This is a genomic window from Vibrio sp. Isolate32, assembly GCF_022397955.1.
Taxonomy (GTDB): Bacteria; Pseudomonadota; Gammaproteobacteria; order Enterobacterales; family Vibrionaceae; genus Vibrio.
This window is the reverse complement of the sequence record NZ_JAKEUQ010000022.1, coordinates 59,008-79,408: the sequence shown is the minus strand read 5'-3', so window position 1 is coordinate 79,408 and position 20,401 is coordinate 59,008. Positions and strand designations below refer to the sequence as shown.

Below are 20,401 nucleotides of genomic sequence, written 5' to 3'. Positions count from 1 at the left end.
AAGATGGCTAAAGAACAACAACAAGCTAATGATTTGCAAGAAAAGCTAATCGCTGTTAACCGTGTATCTAAGACGGTTAAAGGTGGTCGAATCATGAGCTTCACTGCACTAACAGTAGTTGGTGACGGTAATGGTCGTGTAGGTTTCGGTTACGGCAAAGCTCGTGAAGTACCTGCTGCGATTCAAAAAGCAATGGAAAAAGCGCGTCGTAACATGGTTACTGTTGCGCTGAACGAAGGCACTCTTCACCACCCGGTGAAAGGTCGTCATTCGGGCTCTAAAGTTTACATGCAGCCAGCTGCAGAAGGTACAGGTGTTATTGCCGGTGGTGCAATGCGTGCTGTACTTGAAGTTGCGGGCGTACATAACGTACTTTCTAAAGCATACGGTTCTACGAACCCTATCAACATCGTTCGTGCAACGATTGGTGCTCTAGTAGACGTTAAGTCACCAGAAATGGTTGCTGCTAAACGTGGTCTAACTGTTGAATCTATTTCGGAGTAAGCACACGATGGCAACTATTAAAGTAACTCAAACTAAAAGCTCAATTGGTCGCCTACCTAAGCACAAAGCGTGCCTTAAAGGTCTAGGTCTTCGTCGCATCAACCATACAGTAGAACTTGAAGATACTCCGTGCGTACGCGGTATGATCAACAAGGTTTACTACATGGTTAAGATTGAGGAGTAATCAGAATGCGTTTGAATACTCTATCACCGGCTGCTGGCTCTAAACCTTCTAAGAAGCGTGTAGGTCGCGGTATCGGTTCTGGCCTTGGTAAAACAGGTGGCCGCGGTCACAAAGGTCAAAAGTCACGTTCTGGCGGCTCTGTACGTCCAGGTTTTGAAGGCGGTCAAATGCCTCTAAAACAACGTCTACCTAAATTCGGTTTCACTTCTCGTAAGAGCCTAGTGTCTGCTGAAGTTCGTCTAGCTGAGCTAGCGAAAGTAACAGGTGACGTAGTTGATCTTAACAGCCTTAAAGCTGCTAACGTTATCACTAAGAACATCGAATTCGTTAAGATCGTTCTTTCTGGTGACCTAAGCAAAGCTGTGACTGTTAAAGGTCTACGCGTGACTAAAGGCGCTAAAGCTGCAATCGAAGCTGCAGGCGGTAAAATCGAGGAATAATCTCGAGGAACGAGGTACAGATGGCTAAGAAACCAGGACAAGATTTTCGTAGTGCTCAGAGCGGCTTAAGTGAACTAAAGTCGCGCTTATTATTCGTAATTGGTGCACTTTTAGTATTCCGAGCCGGCTCTTTTGTGCCGATCCCTGGTATTGACGCAGCTGTACTTGCCGATTTGTTCGATCAGCAAAAAGGTACCATCGTTGAAATGTTTAACATGTTCTCCGGTGGTGCTCTTGAGCGTGCATCTATATTAGCATTGGGTATCATGCCGTACATTTCGGCATCGATCGTAGTCCAATTGTTAACTGTAGTTCATCCAGCGTTAGCGGAACTCAAGAAAGAGGGTGAAGCAGGCCGTCGTAAGATAAGCCAATATACACGCTACGGCACGCTTGTACTTGCAACATTCCAAGCTATTGGTATTGCAACGGGCTTACCAAACATGGTCGACAATCTGGTTGTTATCAACCAAACCATGTTTACGCTTATTGCTACCGTGAGTTTAGTAACTGGTACCATGTTCTTAATGTGGTTAGGTGAACAAATCACTGAGCGAGGAATCGGTAATGGTATTTCCATTCTGATTTTTGCAGGTATTGTTGCTGGATTGCCTTCTGCAATCGGTCAAACAATCGAGCAAGCGCGTCAAGGTGAATTGCATGTGCTTCTTCTGCTGTTGATCGCTGTATTGTCTTTTGCTGTTATCTACTTCGTAGTTTTCATGGAACGTGGTCAACGTCGTATCGTCGTTAACTATGCGAAACGTCAACAAGGTCGTAAGGTTTTTGCAGCACAAAGCTCTCACTTGCCACTTAAAATTAATATGGCAGGTGTTATTCCAGCGATTTTCGCATCGAGCATTATTTTGTTCCCAGGAACATTAGCACAGTGGTTTGGTCAAAATGGTGAAAGCAGCGCGTTCGGTTGGTTAACTGACGTGTCATTAGCTCTTAGCCCAGGTCAGCCTCTGTATGTAATGCTTTATGCAGCAGCTATAATCTTCTTCTGTTTCTTCTATACAGCGTTGGTGTTTAACCCTCGTGAAACAGCTGATAACTTGAAGAAGTCTGGTGCATTCGTACCCGGTATCCGCCCAGGTGAGCAGACAGCGAAATATATCGATAAAGTGATGACTAGACTAACCCTTGCGGGCGCTCTATACATTACTTTTATATGTCTGATTCCTGAATTCATGATGGTCGCGTGGAACGTTCGTTTCTACTTCGGCGGCACTTCACTACTAATCGTAGTGGTAGTTATCATGGATTTCATGGCACAGGTACAGACTCATCTGATGTCACAACAGTATGATTCTGTGTTAAAGAAAGCGAATCTGAAAGGTTACGGCCGTTAATTCGGTGGTAATAATTTCAGTTCCATTTACGGAGTTTAGCAATGAAAGTTCGTGCTTCCGTTAAAAAAATCTGCCGTAACTGTAAAGTTATCAAGCGTAACGGTGTCGTTCGCGTGATTTGCAGTGAGCCAAAGCATAAGCAACGCCAAGGCTAATCAGCAGAAATTTTTACTTGAAATACAAGGTAGAGTCGAGTATATTCCTCGGCCTACCTTTTGCGTGCAAAAGAAGTAGTATGCCGCAGCGTATCCATAACGGGCTTTGCTGCGGATAATTCTTTTATGAACCCCTTAGGAGTGAATAATGGCCCGTATAGCCGGCATTAACATTCCTGATCACAAGCATTCTGTAATTGCACTTACTGCAATCTACGGTATCGGTAAAACTCGCTCTCAAGCTATTCTAGCTGAAGTGGGTATTGCTGAAGATGCTAAGATCAGTGAACTAACTGAAGAGCAGATCGATCAACTGCGTGATGGTGTAGCTAAGTACACTGTAGAAGGTGATCTACGTCGTGAAGTATCGATGAACATCAAGCGTCTTATGGACCTTGGCTGTTACCGCGGTCTTCGTCATCGTCGCAGTCTACCACTACGTGGACAGCGTACTAAAACCAACGCTCGCACCCGTAAGGGTCCGCGCAAGCCGATCAAGAAATAGTCGGATAAGGTAGAGTACAATGGCAAAACAACCAACTCGCGCGCGTAAGCGCGTACGCAAGCAAGTAGCTGATGGCGTAGCGCACATTCATGCTTCTTTCAACAACACAATCGTAACTATCACTGACCGTCAAGGCAACGCTCTTGCATGGGCTACAGCAGGTGGTTCAGGTTTCCGTGGTTCTCGTAAATCTACTCCGTTCGCAGCACAAGTTGCAGCTGAGCGTTGTGGTGAAATGGCTAAAGAATATGGCCTAAAGAACTTGGAAGTTATGGTTAAGGGTCCAGGTCCAGGTCGTGAATCTACTGTTCGCGCACTGAACGCTGCTGGTTTCCGTATCACTAACATTGTTGATGCGACACCAATCCCTCATAACGGTTGTCGTCCACCTAAGAAACGTCGCGTTTAAGTTTCGTTTCTAGGAATATTGGAGAAAGATCATGGCAAGATATTTGGGTCCTAAGCTAAAGCTTAGCCGTCGCGAAGGTACTGACTTATTCCTTAAGTCTGGTGTCCGTGCGATCGATACCAAGTGTAAAATTGATAACGCACCAGGTGTACACGGCGCTCGTCGCGGTCGTCTATCTGAGTATGGCGTTCAGCTTCGTGAGAAGCAAAAAGTTCGTCGTATCTACGGCGTTCTAGAAAAACAATTCCGCAACTACTACAAAGAAGCTGCACGTCTAAAAGGCAACACGGGTGCAAACCTGCTTCAGCTTCTTGAAGGTCGTCTTGATAACGTAGTTTACCGTATGGGCTTTGGCGCAACTCGCGCTGAATCTCGTCAACTAGTTAGCCACAAGTCTATCCTAGTTAACGGTAAAGTTGTAAACGTTCCTTCTTTCAAAGTAGCGGCAAACGACGTTGTTTCTATCCGCGAGAAAGCTAAACAGCAATCTCGTATTAAAGCGGCTCTAGAAGTTGCTGAACAACGTGAAAAGCCAACTTGGATTGAAGTAGATGCTGGCAAAATGGAAGGTACATTCAAGCGTATGCCTGAGCGTTCTGACCTATCAGCTGACATCAATGAACACTTGATCGTCGAACTTTACTCTAAGTAAGGTTAAAAAAAGAGAGGACACAATGCAGGGTTCTGTAACAGAATTTCTTAAGCCGCGTCTTGTTGACATTGAACAGATCAATACGACACACGCGAAAGTAACTCTTGAGCCATTAGAGCGCGGTTTCGGCCACACTCTAGGTAATGCTCTTCGCCGCATTCTTCTATCTTCTATGCCGGGTTGTGCCGTAACAGAAGTTGAAATCGAAGGTGTGCTACACGAATACAGCACTAAAGAAGGTGTTCAGGAAGATATCCTGGAAATCCTCCTAAACCTTAAAGGTTTGGCTGTACGCGTTGCTGAAGGCAAAGATGAAGTGTTTATTACACTGAACAAATCAGGCTCAGGCCCTGTTGTTGCAGGTGACATCACCCACGATGGTGATGTAGAGATCGCTAACCCTGAGCACGTAATTTGTCACCTAACGGATGACAACGCTGAGATCGCTATGCGTATCAAAGTAGAACGTGGTCGTGGTTACGTTCCAGCTTCAGCTCGTATCCATACTGAAGAAGATGAGCGTCCAATCGGTCGTCTACTTGTTGACGCTACTTACAGCCCGGTTGATAAAATCGCTTACGCTGTAGAAGCGGCACGTGTAGAACAACGTACTGACTTAGACAAGCTTGTTATTGATATGGAAACGAACGGTACTCTAGAACCTGAGGAAGCAATCCGTCGCGCAGCTACTATCCTAGCTGAACAGCTGGATGCGTTCGTAGATCTTCGTGATGTACGTGTACCTGAGGAGAAGGAAGAGAAGCCAGAATTCGATCCTATCCTACTACGTCCTGTAGACGATCTTGAACTAACAGTTCGCTCTGCTAACTGTTTGAAAGCAGAAGCGATTCACTACATCGGTGATCTTGTACAGCGCACTGAGGTTGAGCTACTTAAAACGCCAAACCTTGGTAAGAAATCTCTTACAGAGATTAAAGATGTGCTTGCTTCACGTGGTCTTTCTCTAGGCATGCGTCTAGAAAACTGGCCACCAGCGTCAATCGCTGAAGATTAATCGAAAAGTTAGAAGGATTAGGTCATGCGCCATCGTAAAAGTGGTCGTCAACTCAACCGCAACAGCAGTCATCGTAAAGCGATGTTCAGCAACATGGCTAGCTCTCTTGTTCGTCACGAAGTTATCAAAACTACCGTGCCTAAAGCAAAAGAACTACGTCGCGTAATTGAGCCGTTGATTACCCTAGCTAAGACAGACAGTGTTGCTAACCGTCGTCTTGCATTCGCTCGCACTCGTGATAACGAAGTGGTAGCAAAACTATTTAATGAACTAGGCCCGCGTTTCGCGGCTCGCCAAGGTGGTTACACTCGCATTCTTAAATGTGGTTTCCGTACTGGTGATAAAGCTCCAATGGCTTACATTGAGCTTGTAGACCGTCCAGCTGCTGAAGAAGCTGCTGAGTAATCTATACTAGATTCTTAATACAAAAAGCCGAGCATTAGCTCGGCTTTTTTGTATCTATTATTTTTCGATCTGGCATCATAATACTCGGCACTTTCTCTTGCTTAGAAGAAGCGTCGCTCTCAAAATATCTCGTATCTCGTATCTCGTATCTCGTATCTCGTATCTCGTATCTCGTATCTCGTATCTCGTATCTCGTATCTCGTATCTCGTATCTCGTATCTCGTATCTCGTATCTTAGTTTCTTACGTCCACAAAAAAGAGCACCGAAGTGCCCTTATCATTTCAATCTACAGTCTTGTTACTTAGCTTATTTCCAAATCGCTGCTAACGAATCTATCAAACCACTCGTTGCACCTTGCGATTGCAGTGCTTGAAGTATGATTGGTGCATATGTAGAAACCATCGATGGGTCCATACCTAGGCTAGAAAAAGCACTTTCAACTGCACCTTGTGAGTTCAGTAGTGATGATAGGCCTGTTGACTCTAGGCTAGACATACCGGGAATAAGCGTTGCGAGTTCTTTGTTGTCAGCAGTATCTAATGAGTTCTGTGCAAGTGCCAACATAGAACCGATGCCACCAATTGCTTGATCGCTAGTTACTGAAGCTTGGTCAGCTACGGTATCGGCAAGCGATGTTGTCTCGTTTTGTTGAGACCACATGTTAACAGCTGCCATCAATGCAGTTTGTGATAGTTGAGAGTAGTTTGTATCAGAACCAGAACTGGTTTGTTCAGAATCGTTGGTGCTAGCGCAAGAGACAACAGCAAGGCTGCTTAAAACGGTGATGAGTACTTTCTTCATTATTCGTCCTTAATTAATAAAGTAATTTACTCTTTCACTATAAACGAAAAACGGCGATGTAGTCACATCGCCGTTACATTATTTTAATTTTATTGACCTATAGTATTTTGTTTTACCATAGATTTTTATAAAAATTAAAGAATAGCTAGAAGTTCTACTTCAAATACTAGAGCAGCAAATGGTGGGATTGCAGCACCTGCGCCACGCTCACCGTATGCTAGGTTTTGAGGGATGTATAGCTTCCACTTAGAGCCAACAGGCATCATTTGTAGAGCTTCAACCCAACCTTGAATTACGCCAGTTACTGGGAATTCAGCTGGTTGACCGCGAGATACAGAGCTGTCGAAAACAGTACCGTCAGTTAGTTCGCCGTGGTAGTGAACACGTACTTGCTTGTCTGCTGTTGGGATTTCGCCAGTGCCTTCAGTTAGTACTTCGTATTGAAGACCCGACTCAAGAACTGTTACTTCTGAACGAAGAGCGTTGTCAGCTAGGAAAGCTTCGCCGTCTGCAGCTGCAGCTTTAGCTAGTTCTTGACGTGCAGCTTCACCGCGAGTGTGTAGCTCTTGTAGTGCGTTGTTGATTTCGTCAACTTCGATAGCTGGCATGTCACCAACTAGAGCTGTAGCGATACCAGCAGCGATTGCGTCAACGTTTAGGCCTTCAAGACCAGAACCAGCAAGTTGTTGGCCCATTTGTAGACCGATACCGTAGCTAGCTTTTTGCTCTACAGTTTCAAATTTTACTTCAGACATGAAAAGTCACTCTTTTTGTCAGTACGAAAAAGGTAAGAATACCAGTATTAGCAGCGTGAAGAAATGGCTAGTCCCTGATCACTTGTGCTTTACCGCGTTCAAATCACTGCCATGTCAATTTTCTTGCATTGAGCCCCGTTGTGACGGAAAGATCTATACTGTTGGTACTTTGGTTTTTATACTGTAGTTATTCAATGTATAGGACGCAGTGGTATGAATCGTCGTCAAAAGAAAAAGCAGAAAGTTGACCACTTAGCAGAACTCAAGGATCGACTAAACCAGATCAAAGAGAAATTGAGCTCAATCGATATAAAAGAAATGAAAACCTCGTTTGTGCAGACTTGGGGTCTATTACCTAAGCTACACCAAAGACTACTAATGGTGATTTCGCCGATCGTTCTTACCCTATTTGTTGTGCCGTTACCTGAGCCCAAAGTAGAAGCAACTCCGGTTACATCTCGCGTTGCGCTTGAGATCAATACCGTCGGGTTGAGCGAACAGCACAATACTAAGAGCAACCCATCAGAGCCGACGAACAATAATTGGCAGGAGTACCTGGTTAAGCATGGTGATACCTTGGCTCAGGTCTTCCGAAACAACGAGTTACCGCTGTCTGATTTAAATGCGCTAGTCCGCATTGAAGGGGCTGATAAACCACTCAGCCAAATCCGCAAAGGTCAGTTAGTTCGATTCAAATTAGCTGAGACCGGACAGCTTGATATCCTACAACTAGAGAAGGGCGACACATCAGTCATGTTCTTCCGTCTATCTGACGGTGGTTTTGGCCGCAGCAAATAGATATCTTGCGTGAGTTACGAACTCAACAGCACGAACGAGACAAAAAAGAGCTAAGCATTAGCTCTTTTTTTTGGTCGCTTGAAAGGCGCGAGCGGTAGGATGATCAGCATAATACCAATAAAGGTTAGCGTATCAGGGATCTCATCGAACCATATGGCGCCAATTAATGCGACAAACACCAAACCAGAATATTCAGCGAGAGCAATCTGACTTGAGTGAGCTTTTTGGTAGGCGGCAACCGCAAGCCCGTTGTAGCTCAGTATTAGCGTTGCACTTAGTGCTATGTATCCAAGGTGTTCTAAAGACACAGGCTGCCAATACAAAAAGCACAGAATTAATGATACAGGGATAGAAAAGAGTGTTGTCCACCACAACGTTGTGACTACGGATTGTTCGCTTGGAAGTTTCCTTACCAGTACATTAAACAGGGCAAGCGTCAGTGCTGTACCCAATGCAAACAGTGCTGCCCAGTGAAATTGCGATGGCCTCAAGACAATCAATGCGCCAATAAAGCCTAAGGTTGTGGCGATAACCTTGCCGAGTGCCGGTTGCTCTTTCAATAGCAACATAGAGAGCGGCAGCATCAGTAAAGGCGCGACATAAAATACTGCGTTGGCGGTTGCCAAAGACAAGTGAGTGATTGCGATCACCATACATCCACTGCCGATCAGAATTAACTGACCTCGAATAACGGTTACCTTAGCCTGCTGTAAGCGCCGTTGTTCTTGTTTCTGTTGTAGCCACAAAGGGGTGATGATGAGTAGAGATATCAACTGTCGGAAAAAAATATACTGCAAGGGCGGCACTTCGCCACTTAACAGCTTTACCGCTACGTCGGAAAGCGAGGCAAACAAGTTACCTACAACCAACAATAGAATACCGGCAGTGATATTCGTCATTATTTTTCTAATCTCATGTCTACATGAGGAATATCATCTTCGAGGTACATAGCCGAGATGGTTTTGAAGCCATGGCTCGCATAGAAGTTTTCTAGGTATTGCTGCGCGCCAATATCAATGGCCATATTTGGCCAAAGAGCCTCACAGCGTGTTAATGCTTCTTTTATTAATTGATGTCCCAAGCCATCACCTCTTGCTGATTGCTTAGTTGCCACTCGGCCGATGCTGGTGTTGTTATAACTCGTGCCCGGCGGCAACAAGCGAGCACACGCCACTAGCTCCTCATCTGCATAACCAAGAAGGTGGTGAACACCAGCGAGTGTGTCTTTACCGTCAAGCTCCGGGTAAGGGCAGGTTTGCTCAACCACAAATACATCTACTCGCAATTTAAGCAGTTGATAAAGCTGATGTGTTGAAAGTTCAGAGAAGGGAATTGAGTGCCAAGTGATCATGTTTACATCCAGAGATTATCGATGCTTTGAATGTACTATGCACACTGATTGTTAGCATTAACTATTGTTAATTCGACCTTTAATTCTGCTCAAGCTTATCGCGGTTATTCCTAAATAAGCGGCAATTTGATTGTCGTTGAGGCGCTGCTCAAGGTCTGGATAGTGCTCACAGAAAAGCTGGTAACGTTGCTCTGGGGTATAGAGCAACATGAAGCGCTCCTTATTTTCTTTGTGCATCAGCTGCGTTTCTAACAGCTTTAAATACAAAGGGTTATTCGATGCACGCCACTCGATCACGGCCTTCATTGGCAGTTCTAACATTGTGATGGGTGTGAGCGTTTCTAGTAGGTACGGGGACGCTTGGTTCTTTATCAAGCTCTCAAAGCCGATAATCCAGTCTTGTTCCCAGTAGAACTCTTTGCTGTATTGCTTGCCCTCATCAGTGAGGTAACAAGCGTGGCATAAGCCTTCAAGCACGAAGTAAATTGAGCCCGCCATCTCTCCTTGGTTAATAAGGATGTGTCTAGTCGGTAGTTCAAGAGGCTTGGCGACAGCGACTAGCGATTCAATCTGACTTTCTGAGAAGTCGAAACTTTGCAGTTGTTCGATAAAAGAGGTGTGCATGAAAATAACCTAACCCAAATAAGTGCCGAAATCATCGCACTTATCTGAGTGTAGGTACAGTTCGGGCTAAATCAGCGTTGGGCGTGCTGCTCTAGGTAATCTTGAGCAAGCTCTCGACCCATGTACTTACCTAAGGTTTTTAATGGTACCTTCTTAAGGTTAACCACAATCAAACCATCTAGTGCATCGTTAAACGATGGGTCGACGTTAAAACACACTAGCTTGCCATTCATCCCAAGGTATTGGCGCAGTAGTACCGGTAACCCTTTTCCTTGCTCCATACGAGCTAACACTTTGGATAGTAGAGGCACACTTGCCAGTGAAGACAATAGGTGATTTTGCCAGAACACATGACTGCTGCTATTGAGTGGTGAAGAAGGAGAAACCAGACTCGCCTTTTCTTCATCATAATGGTGAATCGATAAGGTAGTCGCGATCAACAGGCGGGCATTGTGGCTGTAATCATTACTGATACTGACCGGGCCAAATAGGTGAGTATATTGAGGGTGTCGAGAGACAAAAGTAGCAATGCCTTTCCATAGCAGTAACAGTGAATTGAGGCTCTTTTGATAATGTTTACTCACTACAGAGCGACCAAGTTCAATACTGTTATCTAGGGTATCGATGAACTCTTGGTTGTAGTTGAACAGGCTACGGGAATAGAGTTGGTCTAATCCGTGTTCGGCAATTAGCTTGTCGACCATACCCAGTCGATAAGCACCGACTAATTCGGCCTTAGCTTTGTTCCACACAAACAGTTGATGGTAGTAAAGGTCATACTCATCCAAGTCACAAGCAAGCCCGCTACCTTCACCGACTTCTCGAAAGCTCTCTTCTCTGACTCGACCAATCTCTCGCATTAAATTGGGAATAGATTGGCTTGGCGTGCAGTAGACCTCGAAGTCCCCTTGCTCGAGCAGTTTCATCTCTTCAGAGAGTGAACTTACCTCTATTGCCAATACTTCTGGTGATATTGGCGCAATCACTTGGGTATCGAAAGAGGGCGCGTGGACCTGTGTGTTCGGACTATCTTGTTGACTCATAAGATAGGTGTTGAGCCTTAGGTAGTTGACGATATCCATCTCTTTTTCAAATGATTTTATCTCTGAATACGGAATCGATGAGCCAATCGAAATAGAGATAGTTGTCGCCTGTTTATTGAGAAGTTCACGCCCGAGTAGAGCGGTTCTCAATAGTGGATGCACTCGACCGGCTTGATAGAACAGCTCACTGTTTTTGCCATTGATAAAGATTGGAACCGTCGTCGCTTGATGGCGCTTAACAAACTTAGCAACGGACTTGCTCCACTCGATGTCGGTAAGTGTTTTTGCTCCTTTGCGGTAACTGGAGACTTCTCCGGCTGGGAACACGATCAGCAGCCCACCATCAGCTAGGTGATGATTGGCATCTCGAATGGCCTTGGCATTAGTACGCTTTGATTCTTTACCATTAAAGACATCAACACCAATGAAAAGATCATCCAGTTCAGGTAGTCGTTTGAGTAACTCATTCGCCAATACCTTCACATCCTTCCTCACTGATCCTACGAGATCAGCTAGGATCACTCCTTCAATCGCGCCGAGTGGGTGGTTCGCTACAATCACAACAGGGCCTTCCTCAGGAATGTTTTCTGTGCTTCCCGATGCAATGGAGTAGTCGATATTGAGCGCGGACAAGGTGTAGTTCATGAATTCGAAGCTAGATAACTCGTCTTGTCGATCTTGGTAGAGTCGGTCTAGCTTAGATAGCCCAGTTGCCCACTCGACAACAGACTCACCCAAACCAAAAGGCGTGTAACGTGGTAAACGAAAAGGACTATCAATCATAATGAAGCTACCTTATTTAATCAGCTGCGGCCAAGCTTTGTCGGCTTGTTGAATATGCTGTGCACGGTCTTTCTCCCAGGTCTCCTGAATCTCTTGGTCGTAGTTCAGGTAAAGTTTGTCATCCACTATGGTCCAATACTGTGGATCGCCTGGTGCAAAATCGTTTTTGGCAGATACAGCCCATGCGCAATAACCACCATATTGAGGGGCATATTTTTCAGGATTATTAACAAATAAAGTCAGATTCTTTTCAGAAGAGAAATACCAATCCGCGCCTTTGTATTCAGTGCTGAATTGTTTACTGCCTTCAACAGGCTTACCTGAGGTGAAGTAAGCCACGGTATCGTAGCCATCGAGAGCCTTGCTGCTAAAGAAGCCGGTATAGATTTCATCGGCGGCAAATACGTACGGGCTAATCAGTAGCATGACCATGGTGATTAGTTTTCTCATGATGGACTCCATCTATAGATTGATTGTTGGTGATAAATCGAAGGTAAAACGCTGCTTATTTATCTGGCATGGTTTGATTGGTTCGCAAGGTGAGCCGGGTGCATAAAACATCGAGGCATGACCATGCAGATTACGTAAATGGGTAAAGCTGACTGTGTGTGCGTCTTCACGATGCATACAGGTTGCTAAATGGGGCTGTTCACTGTGATGGTGAGAGTGGAACTTAAGTAGGTTTCGCTGATTTTTCTCTGTTGCGACGAGTTGATCGTATTGGGCTTGTCGGTACGCTTGAACTCGTTCTAAATCAACACCGGATGAGAATAGTGGTGAGTCGGTTTCCATTATTTTCTGTTGAATGCCATCCCACATATAGGCAATCACCACACCATTGTGCTGCGTTAAATTTGGAGCAAAAGCCAGTAGGGTAAATGGGGTAAACGAGTGTAGGTTGAGTCGATGAAAAGCCTCTGAAAGCTGACTGATATTACGACTCGATGATAGGTTCTTCAGTAACAAACCACGGCTGACTAATGGGCCGACTGGCACCATGCCTTGATAGTTATTGAGTAGGCACAGTGAAAGTCCGAACTCGTTAATGCTGATCCAGCTACCACCGCCTGTTGGGTCGAGTGGCATGATGATATCGACACCATTAACCTGATACTGTTTAGGTGGCATTGCCAATGCTCGGGTCTTTTGTTCATCACGATTAAAAAAGACCTGATAGCCATTCTCTTCAAGCAACCAAGATACAGAACACATGATTATTGCTCCCTCAGATAGCTGCTAGTGGTTGGGGCATAACCAAAGGTGTTACAGGTTTCAACATCAAGGAAGGTGGTGATCACTTTGATCATCGCGTAATGATGATTAGCGTGCAGCGCTGCAAAGGTTATCTCCCTTTCTAGTGTTGAAGGCAGACTAGCAAACACTTGAGTATCCATCGAAACCTCAGTTAGGATCGTGATAGGCGCTTCTAGATCATGATGGTCTAATCGCTCCAGCCAGTTGATCACGTAGTGGATCTCTTTGATTGCAATCGACCTATCGTATTCGACTGGGTGACCACGACGGCGAGTGTTGTAATCAATGGTCGCATCCTCTTTCAAAATCAAAGCGTGAAAAAGATCCAGCGTATGGCGAGTATGCTCACCAATAGAGCTAGTGACGTGTGGCTTAGCACTCGTTAGATAATCGCTATCAGAAATTGCAGTCAGAAACTCTAGGCCTTGATTCAGTATCTCTACCGCTCCCTTGATACTAGGAGAGACAGCGGCAAAGGCGCTCGGCTGGGCTATCGGGTTCATGCATGTTCCTCGTATAAAGTTAGTCGGTGGTTGGATATTGTTGAACAAGGCGTCGCTCTTCTTGCCATGCGTTAAACAGGCTCTTAAAAGATGGAGGCTGGTGGCCTCGTTGTTTCTGCTGAGCACCTATGTCAAAAAGAATGCGGTATTGTTGAAGTAGCGTAGAAAAAATCTCTCGCAGCGGTGTATTACGATCCCAGATATGTCCGGCCTCGCTGCTCGCGCCATTGACCTCAAGAATCGTAAAATCTTCGCCTCGCATTAGGCTGTGGATGTCTTTGAACTTGACGTCTAGTCGACCAAAATGAAAACCGTCGAAGTCGTCGAATATCTCATCTAAACGTTCGGTTAAAGCCTGAGTGATATATTGATTACCGTCTCGGAAGATCGACCCACGGCTATGGCTGCCAGCAAAGGCGAGTTGGAATTCTTCACCTTCATCAAGTACTTGTTCTAACTTGTCTTCATGCCTCGGCAGATACAGGTGACTGAGCTGTCCGGCTCGTGGGTTATTTTCTATTAATTGCTTGAGTGTTGAAGTGCCATCGCCAGTGACTATTGGTGCATATTTGAGGGTGATCGAGATGATCTCACCCTGCTTTTTATTCGGATAACGAACATAAAACACGCCCGCTTCAGCCTGGTATGGCGCTTTTTCTTGCAGTAGAAAACGAGCGTGATTTGGGAAGGATTCAATATATTGCTCAAGTTGATCTTGGCTGTTGATCAGCTTTACTCCAACCCCGCGACAACCAAGATCCGGTTTGGCCACGATAGGGAAATTAAGATCCGTTTGTACTAGTGCTGTACGTGCATCTTCAGCTTGCTTATTAGTGCTGAGATCGGTTTTGGTTAAAGTGATAAATGGAGAGATCCAACGCTTGCTTGAGGATCCGGCAAGGCTCAATATCTCGTGTTTTGATTCACCAACCATGCCGCTGAGTTTGATACTCGGGTTGGCAATGAGTGGCAGTGCCCAATCAAAGTGCCGTAACCCTTGAATCAGGCTCTGAATCACGACTGGTGTATAGAAAAACCAAGTCGGAAGAAACTCATAAGGAGAGACACTGCGCACAGTATCTTTTTCAAGTAGGGGCATGCCTGCATTTATTTGATGTGCGGGAATAATGTGAATATCTTACGGTGAACTCATGATAATCCTCTAGAGTAGGTTTTATTCATTAATCGATTACCGACAAGCAGCAAAGCGATGGCACATGGGATGATGACCCATTGATATTCAGAGGCTCGTAACCAGGCCGATGTCCCTAAATAGTAGATGGCAGAGAAGACAACGCCGGTCCATAACGCGGTAGCACTGATTACAGCCAGCAAGAAAGTTGGAAGCGGGATAGCGAAAAATCCACTCAAGGTAAAACCAACCGTGCGTAGCCCTGGAATAAAGCGAACCACAAAAAGACTACTGAATGCGTTTTTATGTAGCTTGGTGCGAAGTGCACGAAAGTGTCGGTTGGTTAGCGCCTTATAACGAACTCCCCGAAAGTAGCGCCCTGACTTCCCGAGGTAATAGAGGCCAAGGTCACCAGTGGCAATGCCGATGAAAATCGCAAGCAGTGCGTATTGAGGTGGTATGAGTGTTTGCGTCGCCAAACCAGCAGCGGTCACAATCGCTAGATCTTCAAGCAGGTAAGAAAGCGCGATTATGCCAAGCATTAGCCATAGCAGCGACTCTTCTCCTGAATGTAACCATGCTTGAATGCTCTCAGCGGTACTCATCAAATGTCCCTATTTATCCTGTAGATGAATGGTTTTTGACCATTCATTGAGTGTAGTAAATTAAATAGACAGGAGGAGCTGAGAAAAACTTACAGCGAATTGCAGCTTTTTTAGTCTGGTTGAGTACCACTAGATATAAACGTAATGATGTTTCGATGAGGGAGTGCAATAAGAGGCTGTGATTTGAAAAGCAGTTTGAGAGGGACGAATTATTTGAAATTAAGAACTAATCCATTTGTTATTCAATTGCTTAAGTTGTTTTGAAAACAAAAAAGGCTGAGTCGTGAGACTCAGCCTTTAGAAGGTTAACTATCGATTACTTGAGTAATCTATTTAGTTAGGTCGATTTGGTAAACACCGAAGCCAACATCATCAGTCGCCACGCGTTTCATCGGGTATTGACCTTTATCTTTGATGAACTGTGCAGCTTTCTCACTTGGTGACGTTTCAAAGCGGATATCTAGTTTCTTATCCGTTTTGATTGGTGCGAATGACCAGTTGTTATCAGCTGTTGGGCTCACTTGACCTTGCTCTTTGCTTACGCGAGAGATGTAGTTCGCCAGTACAGTACGGTTTTCATCTGGCGCATCAAATGCGATGAATTCTTCACCTGTGCCTGGGAACTTAGCGCTGTAAGCACGGTAGTTGTTGGTTGCGATCAGGAAGTCTTGCTTCATGTCGATTGGCTTACCTTGGTAAGTTAGGCCAACAATACGCTGAGAATCAGGGTTAACCACTTTACAGTTTGCATCGTATTTCGCAGGTTGAGTTACGTCGATTTGGTAATCCACACCGTCGATAACATCGAAGTTGTAAGTACGGAAGTTATCCCACTCAATCAGCTGCTGTGGTGCTGTAGAGTTCACGTCGATTTGGTTGAACTGACCCGCAGAACACTCAAGCCACTCTTTTACTTCGTGACCTGTTACCTTCATCGCCACTAGCGTGTTCGGGTAAAGGTACAAGTCAGCCGCGTTACGGAATGTTAGTTGACCAGATTCAACTTCAGTGAAGTTTGCAGGGTCATTCTTACGACCGCCCGCTTTGAATGGTGCTGCTGCAGAAAGTACTGGTGTACCGTCTAGATCAGGGTCGCCTTGGATAAATTGCTCAACGTAATCTTTTTGTGCAAGGTTAACGATCTGTACTGTTGGATCGTCTTGTACCAGCGATAGGAAGCTGTACATCACGTCATCTGCTTTACCAATTGGTTGGTTCACAAAATCACGAGTACCTTGGTGGTCTTTTTCTAGTGCAGTTACGATGCCTTCATCCGCTGCAGCTAGTGATTTCTTCTCAATCTTGTCGTAGATAGGGCGAGCTTCAGATTGGCCTTTTACTACTTCCCATTTGCCGTCTTTTTGCGCCAGTGTTAGGTCCATAACACCTACGTGGCTACCCCAACGACCTGGCATTACCGCCGCAACACCGTTCATGGTGCCGTTTTCGTTGTCAACGCCTTGGATGTTGTCGAAGCCTTTACCTGGGAATACGGCGTGAGAGTGACCAAATGCAATCGCATCAATACCTTCTACTTCAGATAGGTAAAGCGTCGAGTTCTCTTCGCCTGCTTTGTATGGGTCTTGAGATACACCAGAGTGAGGGATCGCAACGATAACGTCTGCGCCTTCAGCTTTCATTTGAGGTACTAGTTCGTTCGCTGTCTCAACGATGTCGCGAGCGATTACTTTACCTTCAAGGTTCTTCTTATCCCACGTCATGATTTGTGGTGGAACAAAGCCGATGTAACCTACTTTGATCTCGTGCTCTACGCCCGCTGTATCTGCGAACGTGTGCGTCTTGATGATGTAAGGCGTGAAGTAGTGCTCTTTCGTTTCAGCATCGTAAACGTTAGCACTGATGTATGGGAAATCAGCGTCGTTGATAGACTCTTCTAGGAACTCTAGGCCGTAGTTGAACTCGTGGTTACCGATATTCGCTGCATCATAGCTTAGCTGGTTCATTGCTTTGTAAGCAGGGTGAACTTCACCGGCAACGATGCCTTTGTCTGCCATGTAGTCACCCATTGGGCTACCTTGCAGTAGGTCACCGTTATCAACTAATACGCTGTTTGTTACTTCGTTTTGAGCTTCTTTTACTAGAGTTGCAGTACGTGCTAAGCCAATTTTCTGTGATGGCTTGTCTTTGTAGTAGTCGTAATCCATTAGGTTAGTATGGATGTCAGTCGTCTCTACGACACGTAGTTTAATCACTTCATCGGTATCTGGTGTTGTTGTGCAGCCTGCGAGTGTCAGACCAAGACCCGCAAGTACAGCCAATGATAAAGGTTTCATTGCAACTTTCATTTTGTAGCTCCAAAGTGGATAGAAGAAAATTCGTCGCGTAATGTAACAAAATGGAATGAAACAATGATTACAACGAATGTTAATTCGTGACTTAGATCGATTACTTTATGGTGTTCTGCAAGATGCCTCACAAAGCTGGTCAATCTATGTACAAATGGTATCGATAAGATTAGTCCATTCATTTCACTTGCTTATCTATTTATTGCACGCCTTATCAGCTTTTCGAATAAAAAATGAAATTTTAGAATTTCCAGTAATATGAGCGGCTCGTCATAATGCCTATATCAAGGACGTATCAGGCAGATGAATAGCAAGGATAGCTCAATCGAAGCTTCTGTTTTCTTCTAGTGCCGATACTCCCATTCACTAAGTGGATGAGCTAAATCCCTTGCTTGGTGAGACCAAGTAATGAATTGCTCGTAATGCGAGCCTTAAAGGAAGCACTGAAATGGACCAAGAACGTTTAACCCACCTAAAACAGCTAGAAGCGGAAAGTATTCATATTATCCGTGAAGTGGCGGCTGAGTTTGATAACCCAGTAATGATGTACTCCATCGGTAAAGATTCTTCTGTGATGCTTCATTTAGCTCGCAAAGCGTTTTACCCAGGTAAGATTCCTTTTCCACTGTTACACGTTGATACGGACTGGAAATTTCGCGAGATGATTGAGTTCCGTGACCGCACAGCCAAAAAGTACGGTTTTGACCTTTTGGTACATAAGAACCCTGAAGGTCTAGCAATGGGGTGTAGCCCATTTGTGCACGGCTCTTCTAAGCATACCGACATCATGAAAACTCAGGGCCTTAAGCAGGCGTTAAACAAGTATGGGTTCGATGCTGCCTTTGGTGGTGCGCGTCGTGATGAAGAGAAATCTCGAGCGAAAGAACGTGTTTACTCTTTCCGCGATAAGAATCATACGTGGGATCCAAAGAATCAGCGTCCTGAGCTGTGGCATACCTATAACGGTCAAGTTAATAAGGGCGAGAGTATTCGCGTGTTCCCTCTATCAAACTGGACTGAGCTAGATATCTGGCAATACATCTATTTAGAGAGCATCGATATTGTTCCACTTTACCTTTCTGATAAACGCCCGGTTGTTGAGCGTGATGGCATGCTGATCATGGTTGATGACGACCGTATGGAGCTACAAGAAGGTGAAGTGATTGAAGAGAAAAGCGTTCGTTTTCGTACTTTAGGCTGTTACCCACTAACCGGAGCGGTTGAATCTGAGGCGAATACGCTAACAGGCATTATTGAAGAGATGCTGGTGGCGACGTCCAGTGAGCGTCAAGGTCGAGCGATTGACCATGATCAGTCTGGCTCAATGGAGCTGAAAAAGCGCCAAGGTTATTTCTAAGAATCTAAGGAAAGAAAAATGAATAGTGCAGTAGAAGCCGAATTGGCTGAACTAGGGATTGAAGGTTATCTGAGTCAGCATCAGCATAAATCTATGCTTAGATTCTTAACTTGTGGCTCGGTAGATGATGGAAAAAGTACGCTAATCGGTCGCTTACTCCATGATACAAAACAGATTTATGAAGATCAGCTAGCAGCGGTTCACTCGGATAGTCAGCGAGTGGGTACCACAGGTGAGAAGCCTGATTTAGCACTGCTTGTTGATGGCTTGCAGGCTGAGCGTGAGCAAGGCATCACCATTGATGTTGCTTACCGCTACTTCTCGACGCAAAAACGTAAATTCATTATTGCTGATACCCCAGGGCATGAGCAGTACACGCGCAATATGGCAACAGGCGCTTCAACTTGTGATCTGGCGGTGATCTTGATTGATGCGCGTAAGGGCGTCTTAGATCAAACGCGTCGTCACTCGTTTATTTCTAACTTGCTCGGTTTGAAGCATTTCATCGTTGCAGTGAACAAGATGGATCTTGTGGACTACTCAAAAGATCGTTTTGAAGAGATTCGCGATGAATACCTAGAGTTTGCAGAAAACCTAGCAGGTGAAACCCACATTCAGATCTTGCCAGTTTCAGCACTTGAAGGCATCAACGTTGCTGCACCAAGTAAAGAACTAGCATGGTTCGAAGGTCCGTCTCTACTGGAAGTATTAGAGAACGTCGACATTGATCAAAAGCGCTCTGCAGGCGAATTCCGTTTCCCTGTGCAGTATGTGAATCGTCCTAACTTAGACTTTCGCGGCTTTGCCGGCACTGTGGCTTCTGGCCGTGTTAGCGTCGGTGATGAAATCAAGGCGCTGCCATCAGGTAAAACTTCTAAAGTTGCTCGTATCGTAACCTTTGATGGAGATTTGGAGACGGCGCAAGCGGGCTTGGCGGTAACACTGACTCTTGAAGATGAAATTGATATCAGTCGTGGTGATTTGATTGTATTAGAAAACGCGCAGATTGAATCTACTAACCACATATTGGCAGATATTGTGTGGATGACAGAGCAACCATTGCAACCGGGTAAAGCTTACGACATCAAGATCGCAGGCAAGAAAACCGTTGGTCAGGTGGAAACGGTTCGCCATCAATACGACATCAACAACCTGTCGACGCATGAGGTTGAAGAGTTACCACTGAATGGTATTGGCTTGTGTGAGTGGTCACTGAACGAGACAGTCGCGCTGGATAAATACCGTGAAAGTGCCGATACCGGTGGCTTCATCGTTATTGACCGCCTAACCAACGTGACAGTTGGCGCGGGTTTGATTCGAGACCGTTTGGACTCTGTTGAACAGCAAGTCGGTAACTTCTCTGCATTTGAACTTGAGTTTAATGCATTGGTTCGCAAGCACTTCCCTCATTGGGATGCCAAAGATTTAAGCCAATTACTTAAGTCATAAACGGTTAAGTAGCAG

Annotated in this window: 25 protein-coding genes; 13 read left to right on the top strand and 12 right to left on the bottom strand. The window is 45.2% G+C overall.

Features of this window, described 5'->3' with window-relative positions:
* Positions 1-3: 3 nt before the first annotated feature.
* The 10 genes from rpsE to rplQ all read left to right on the top strand — a co-directional run bounded on the left by rpsE (position 4) and on the right by rplQ (position 5,624).
* Positions 4-504: a 30S ribosomal protein S5 gene (gene rpsE, locus L1D11_RS16315; protein WP_004738783.1), complete on the top strand. Its 501-nt coding sequence runs from the start codon at positions 4-6 to the stop codon at positions 502-504.
* Between the two features lie 7 nt (positions 505-511).
* A complete protein-coding gene (rpmD, locus tag L1D11_RS16310) occupies positions 512-688 on the top strand; it encodes a 50S ribosomal protein L30 (protein WP_004736756.1) in 177 nt (58 codons plus the stop codon).
* Positions 689-693: 5 nt separating this feature from the next.
* Positions 694-1,128, top strand: coding sequence for a 50S ribosomal protein L15 (gene rplO / locus L1D11_RS16305; protein ID WP_004736758.1), 435 nt, complete (start codon positions 694-696; stop codon positions 1,126-1,128).
* Between the two features lie 20 nt (positions 1,129-1,148).
* Complete coding sequence (gene secY, locus L1D11_RS16300; RefSeq protein WP_004738781.1) at positions 1,149-2,483, top strand: preprotein translocase subunit SecY; 1,335 nt, start codon at positions 1,149-1,151, stop codon at positions 2,481-2,483.
* Positions 2,484-2,524: 41 nt separating this feature from the next.
* Positions 2,525-2,638 (top strand): 50S ribosomal protein L36, encoded by a 114-nt coding sequence (gene rpmJ / locus L1D11_RS16295; protein ID WP_000868186.1) that lies wholly within the window; start codon positions 2,525-2,527, stop codon positions 2,636-2,638.
* Positions 2,639-2,786: 148 nt separating this feature from the next.
* Positions 2,787-3,143 (top strand): 30S ribosomal protein S13, encoded by a 357-nt coding sequence (rpsM, locus tag L1D11_RS16290; RefSeq protein WP_004738779.1) that lies wholly within the window; start codon positions 2,787-2,789, stop codon positions 3,141-3,143.
* 19 nt (positions 3,144-3,162) lie between these two features.
* Positions 3,163-3,552, top strand: coding sequence for a 30S ribosomal protein S11 (rpsK, locus tag L1D11_RS16285; protein ID WP_004738778.1), 390 nt, complete (start codon positions 3,163-3,165; stop codon positions 3,550-3,552).
* 31 nt (positions 3,553-3,583) lie between these two features.
* The gene (gene rpsD, locus L1D11_RS16280; RefSeq protein WP_004738777.1) at positions 3,584-4,204 is read left to right on the top strand and encodes a 30S ribosomal protein S4; all 621 of its coding nucleotides are present in this window, start codon (positions 3,584-3,586) and stop codon (positions 4,202-4,204) included.
* A 22-nt stretch (positions 4,205-4,226) separates the two neighbouring features.
* Positions 4,227-5,219, top strand: a complete 993-nt coding sequence (rpoA, locus tag L1D11_RS16275) for a DNA-directed RNA polymerase subunit alpha (protein WP_004729813.1) — start codon at positions 4,227-4,229, stop codon at positions 5,217-5,219.
* Positions 5,220-5,243: 24 nt separating this feature from the next.
* Positions 5,244-5,624 (top strand): 50S ribosomal protein L17, encoded by a 381-nt coding sequence (rplQ, locus tag L1D11_RS16270; protein ID WP_004729812.1) that lies wholly within the window; start codon positions 5,244-5,246, stop codon positions 5,622-5,624.
* Positions 5,625-5,931: 307 nt separating this feature from the next.
* Here the strand turns inward: rplQ and L1D11_RS16265 are convergent, their stop codons facing one another.
* Both L1D11_RS16265 and L1D11_RS16260 read right to left on the bottom strand, forming a co-directional pair.
* Positions 5,932-6,426, bottom strand: a complete 495-nt coding sequence (locus tag L1D11_RS16265; RefSeq protein ID WP_239833910.1) for a DUF2780 domain-containing protein — start codon at positions 6,424-6,426, stop codon at positions 5,932-5,934.
* A gap of 134 nt (positions 6,427-6,560) precedes the next feature.
* On the bottom strand, positions 6,561-7,181 hold the full coding sequence (locus L1D11_RS16260) for an FKBP-type peptidyl-prolyl cis-trans isomerase (protein ID WP_004738774.1): 621 nt from the start codon (positions 7,179-7,181) through the stop codon (positions 6,561-6,563).
* Between the two features lie 213 nt (positions 7,182-7,394).
* On the opposite strand from L1D11_RS16260, the gene L1D11_RS16255 reads away from it, so the two are divergent.
* The gene (locus L1D11_RS16255) at positions 7,395-7,979 is read left to right on the top strand and encodes a LysM-like peptidoglycan-binding domain-containing protein (protein WP_239831815.1); all 585 of its coding nucleotides are present in this window, start codon (positions 7,395-7,397) and stop codon (positions 7,977-7,979) included.
* Between the two features lie 50 nt (positions 7,980-8,029).
* On the opposite strand, the gene L1D11_RS16250 is transcribed toward L1D11_RS16255, so the two are convergent.
* From L1D11_RS16250 to L1D11_RS16205, 10 genes are all read right to left on the bottom strand, one after another.
* Positions 8,030-8,878, bottom strand: coding sequence for a DMT family transporter (locus L1D11_RS16250; RefSeq protein ID WP_239831814.1), 849 nt, complete (start codon positions 8,876-8,878; stop codon positions 8,030-8,032).
* Positions 8,878-9,330 carry a GNAT family N-acetyltransferase gene (locus L1D11_RS16245; RefSeq protein WP_239831813.1) on the bottom strand — a complete coding sequence of 151 codons (453 nt, stop codon included), beginning with the start codon at positions 9,328-9,330 and terminating at the stop codon, positions 8,878-8,880. Before L1D11_RS16245 ends, L1D11_RS16250 begins: the two co-directional genes overlap by 1 nt.
* Positions 9,331-9,387: 57 nt before the next feature.
* Positions 9,388-9,954 (bottom strand): Crp/Fnr family transcriptional regulator, encoded by a 567-nt coding sequence (locus tag L1D11_RS16240; protein WP_239831812.1) that lies wholly within the window; start codon positions 9,952-9,954, stop codon positions 9,388-9,390.
* A 71-nt stretch (positions 9,955-10,025) separates the two neighbouring features.
* Entirely contained in the window at positions 10,026-11,780 is a 1,755-nt protein-coding gene (locus L1D11_RS16235; protein ID WP_239831811.1) for a lysophospholipid acyltransferase family protein, read from the bottom strand.
* A gap of 12 nt (positions 11,781-11,792) precedes the next feature.
* Positions 11,793-12,230, bottom strand: a complete 438-nt coding sequence (locus L1D11_RS16230; RefSeq protein WP_239831810.1) for a YHS domain-containing (seleno)protein — start codon at positions 12,228-12,230, stop codon at positions 11,793-11,795.
* A 12-nt stretch (positions 12,231-12,242) separates the two neighbouring features.
* On the bottom strand, positions 12,243-12,992 hold the full coding sequence (locus L1D11_RS16225) for an NRDE family protein (RefSeq protein WP_239831809.1): 750 nt from the start codon (positions 12,990-12,992) through the stop codon (positions 12,243-12,245).
* Between the two features lie 2 nt (positions 12,993-12,994).
* Complete coding sequence (locus tag L1D11_RS16220) at positions 12,995-13,537, bottom strand: DinB family protein (RefSeq protein ID WP_239831808.1); 543 nt, start codon at positions 13,535-13,537, stop codon at positions 12,995-12,997.
* A 19-nt stretch (positions 13,538-13,556) separates the two neighbouring features.
* A complete protein-coding gene (locus L1D11_RS16215) occupies positions 13,557-14,636 on the bottom strand; it encodes an ATP-grasp domain-containing protein (RefSeq protein WP_239831807.1) in 1,080 nt (359 codons plus the stop codon).
* Between the two features lie 50 nt (positions 14,637-14,686).
* Positions 14,687-15,274, bottom strand: coding sequence for a DedA family protein (locus L1D11_RS16210; RefSeq protein ID WP_239831806.1), 588 nt, complete (start codon positions 15,272-15,274; stop codon positions 14,687-14,689).
* Between the two features lie 329 nt (positions 15,275-15,603).
* The gene (locus L1D11_RS16205) at positions 15,604-17,580 is read right to left on the bottom strand and encodes a bifunctional 2',3'-cyclic-nucleotide 2'-phosphodiesterase/3'-nucleotidase (protein WP_128159282.1); all 1,977 of its coding nucleotides are present in this window, start codon (positions 17,578-17,580) and stop codon (positions 15,604-15,606) included.
* 412 nt (positions 17,581-17,992) lie between these two features.
* Here L1D11_RS16205 and cysD point away from each other — a divergent pair, with 412 nt between their 5' ends.
* Together cysD and cysN are read left to right on the top strand one after the other, a co-directional pair.
* Entirely contained in the window at positions 17,993-18,937 is a 945-nt protein-coding gene (gene cysD / locus L1D11_RS16200; RefSeq protein WP_258166798.1) for a sulfate adenylyltransferase subunit CysD, read from the top strand.
* A gap of 18 nt (positions 18,938-18,955) precedes the next feature.
* A complete protein-coding gene (gene cysN, locus L1D11_RS16195) occupies positions 18,956-20,386 on the top strand; it encodes a sulfate adenylyltransferase subunit CysN (RefSeq protein ID WP_239831805.1) in 1,431 nt (476 codons plus the stop codon).
* Positions 20,387-20,401 lie beyond the last annotated feature (15 nt).

Bases quoted from the DNA above. Each gene is read 5' to 3' on its own strand.
- rpsE (WP_004738783.1), top strand. From the start codon at position 4: ATGGCTAAAGAACAACAACAAGCTAATGATTTGCAAGAAAAGCTAATC.
- rpmD (WP_004736756.1), top strand. From the start codon at position 512: ATGGCAACTATTAAAGTAACTCAAACTAAAAGCTCAATTGGTCGCCTA.
- rplO (WP_004736758.1), top strand. From the start codon at position 694: ATGCGTTTGAATACTCTATCACCGGCTGCTGGCTCTAAACCTTCTAAG.
- secY (WP_004738781.1), top strand. From the start codon at position 1,149: ATGGCTAAGAAACCAGGACAAGATTTTCGTAGTGCTCAGAGCGGCTTA.
- rpmJ (WP_000868186.1), top strand. From the start codon at position 2,525: ATGAAAGTTCGTGCTTCCGTTAAAAAAATCTGCCGTAACTGTAAAGTT.
- rpsM (WP_004738779.1), top strand. From the start codon at position 2,787: ATGGCCCGTATAGCCGGCATTAACATTCCTGATCACAAGCATTCTGTA.
- rpsK (WP_004738778.1), top strand. From the start codon at position 3,163: ATGGCAAAACAACCAACTCGCGCGCGTAAGCGCGTACGCAAGCAAGTA.
- rpsD (WP_004738777.1), top strand. From the start codon at position 3,584: ATGGCAAGATATTTGGGTCCTAAGCTAAAGCTTAGCCGTCGCGAAGGT.
- rpoA (WP_004729813.1), top strand. From the start codon at position 4,227: ATGCAGGGTTCTGTAACAGAATTTCTTAAGCCGCGTCTTGTTGACATT.
- rplQ (WP_004729812.1), top strand. From the start codon at position 5,244: ATGCGCCATCGTAAAAGTGGTCGTCAACTCAACCGCAACAGCAGTCAT.
- L1D11_RS16265 (WP_239833910.1), bottom strand. From the start codon at position 6,426: ATGAAGAAAGTACTCATCACCGTTTTAAGCAGCCTTGCTGTTGTCTCT.
- L1D11_RS16260 (WP_004738774.1), bottom strand. From the start codon at position 7,181: ATGTCTGAAGTAAAATTTGAAACTGTAGAGCAAAAAGCTAGCTACGGT.
- L1D11_RS16255 (WP_239831815.1), top strand. From the start codon at position 7,395: ATGAATCGTCGTCAAAAGAAAAAGCAGAAAGTTGACCACTTAGCAGAA.
- L1D11_RS16250 (WP_239831814.1), bottom strand. From the start codon at position 8,878: ATGACGAATATCACTGCCGGTATTCTATTGTTGGTTGTAGGTAACTTG.
- L1D11_RS16245 (WP_239831813.1), bottom strand. From the start codon at position 9,330: ATGATCACTTGGCACTCAATTCCCTTCTCTGAACTTTCAACACATCAG.
- L1D11_RS16240 (WP_239831812.1), bottom strand. From the start codon at position 9,954: ATGCACACCTCTTTTATCGAACAACTGCAAAGTTTCGACTTCTCAGAA.
- L1D11_RS16235 (WP_239831811.1), bottom strand. From the start codon at position 11,780: ATGATTGATAGTCCTTTTCGTTTACCACGTTACACGCCTTTTGGTTTG.
- L1D11_RS16230 (WP_239831810.1), bottom strand. From the start codon at position 12,230: ATGAGAAAACTAATCACCATGGTCATGCTACTGATTAGCCCGTACGTA.
- L1D11_RS16225 (WP_239831809.1), bottom strand. From the start codon at position 12,992: ATGTGTTCTGTATCTTGGTTGCTTGAAGAGAATGGCTATCAGGTCTTT.
- L1D11_RS16220 (WP_239831808.1), bottom strand. From the start codon at position 13,537: ATGAACCCGATAGCCCAGCCGAGCGCCTTTGCCGCTGTCTCTCCTAGT.
- L1D11_RS16215 (WP_239831807.1), bottom strand. From the start codon at position 14,636: ATGCCCCTACTTGAAAAAGATACTGTGCGCAGTGTCTCTCCTTATGAG.
- L1D11_RS16210 (WP_239831806.1), bottom strand. From the start codon at position 15,274: ATGAGTACCGCTGAGAGCATTCAAGCATGGTTACATTCAGGAGAAGAG.
- L1D11_RS16205 (WP_128159282.1), bottom strand. From the start codon at position 17,580: ATGAAAGTTGCAATGAAACCTTTATCATTGGCTGTACTTGCGGGTCTT.
- cysN (WP_239831805.1), top strand. From the start codon at position 18,956: ATGAATAGTGCAGTAGAAGCCGAATTGGCTGAACTAGGGATTGAAGGT.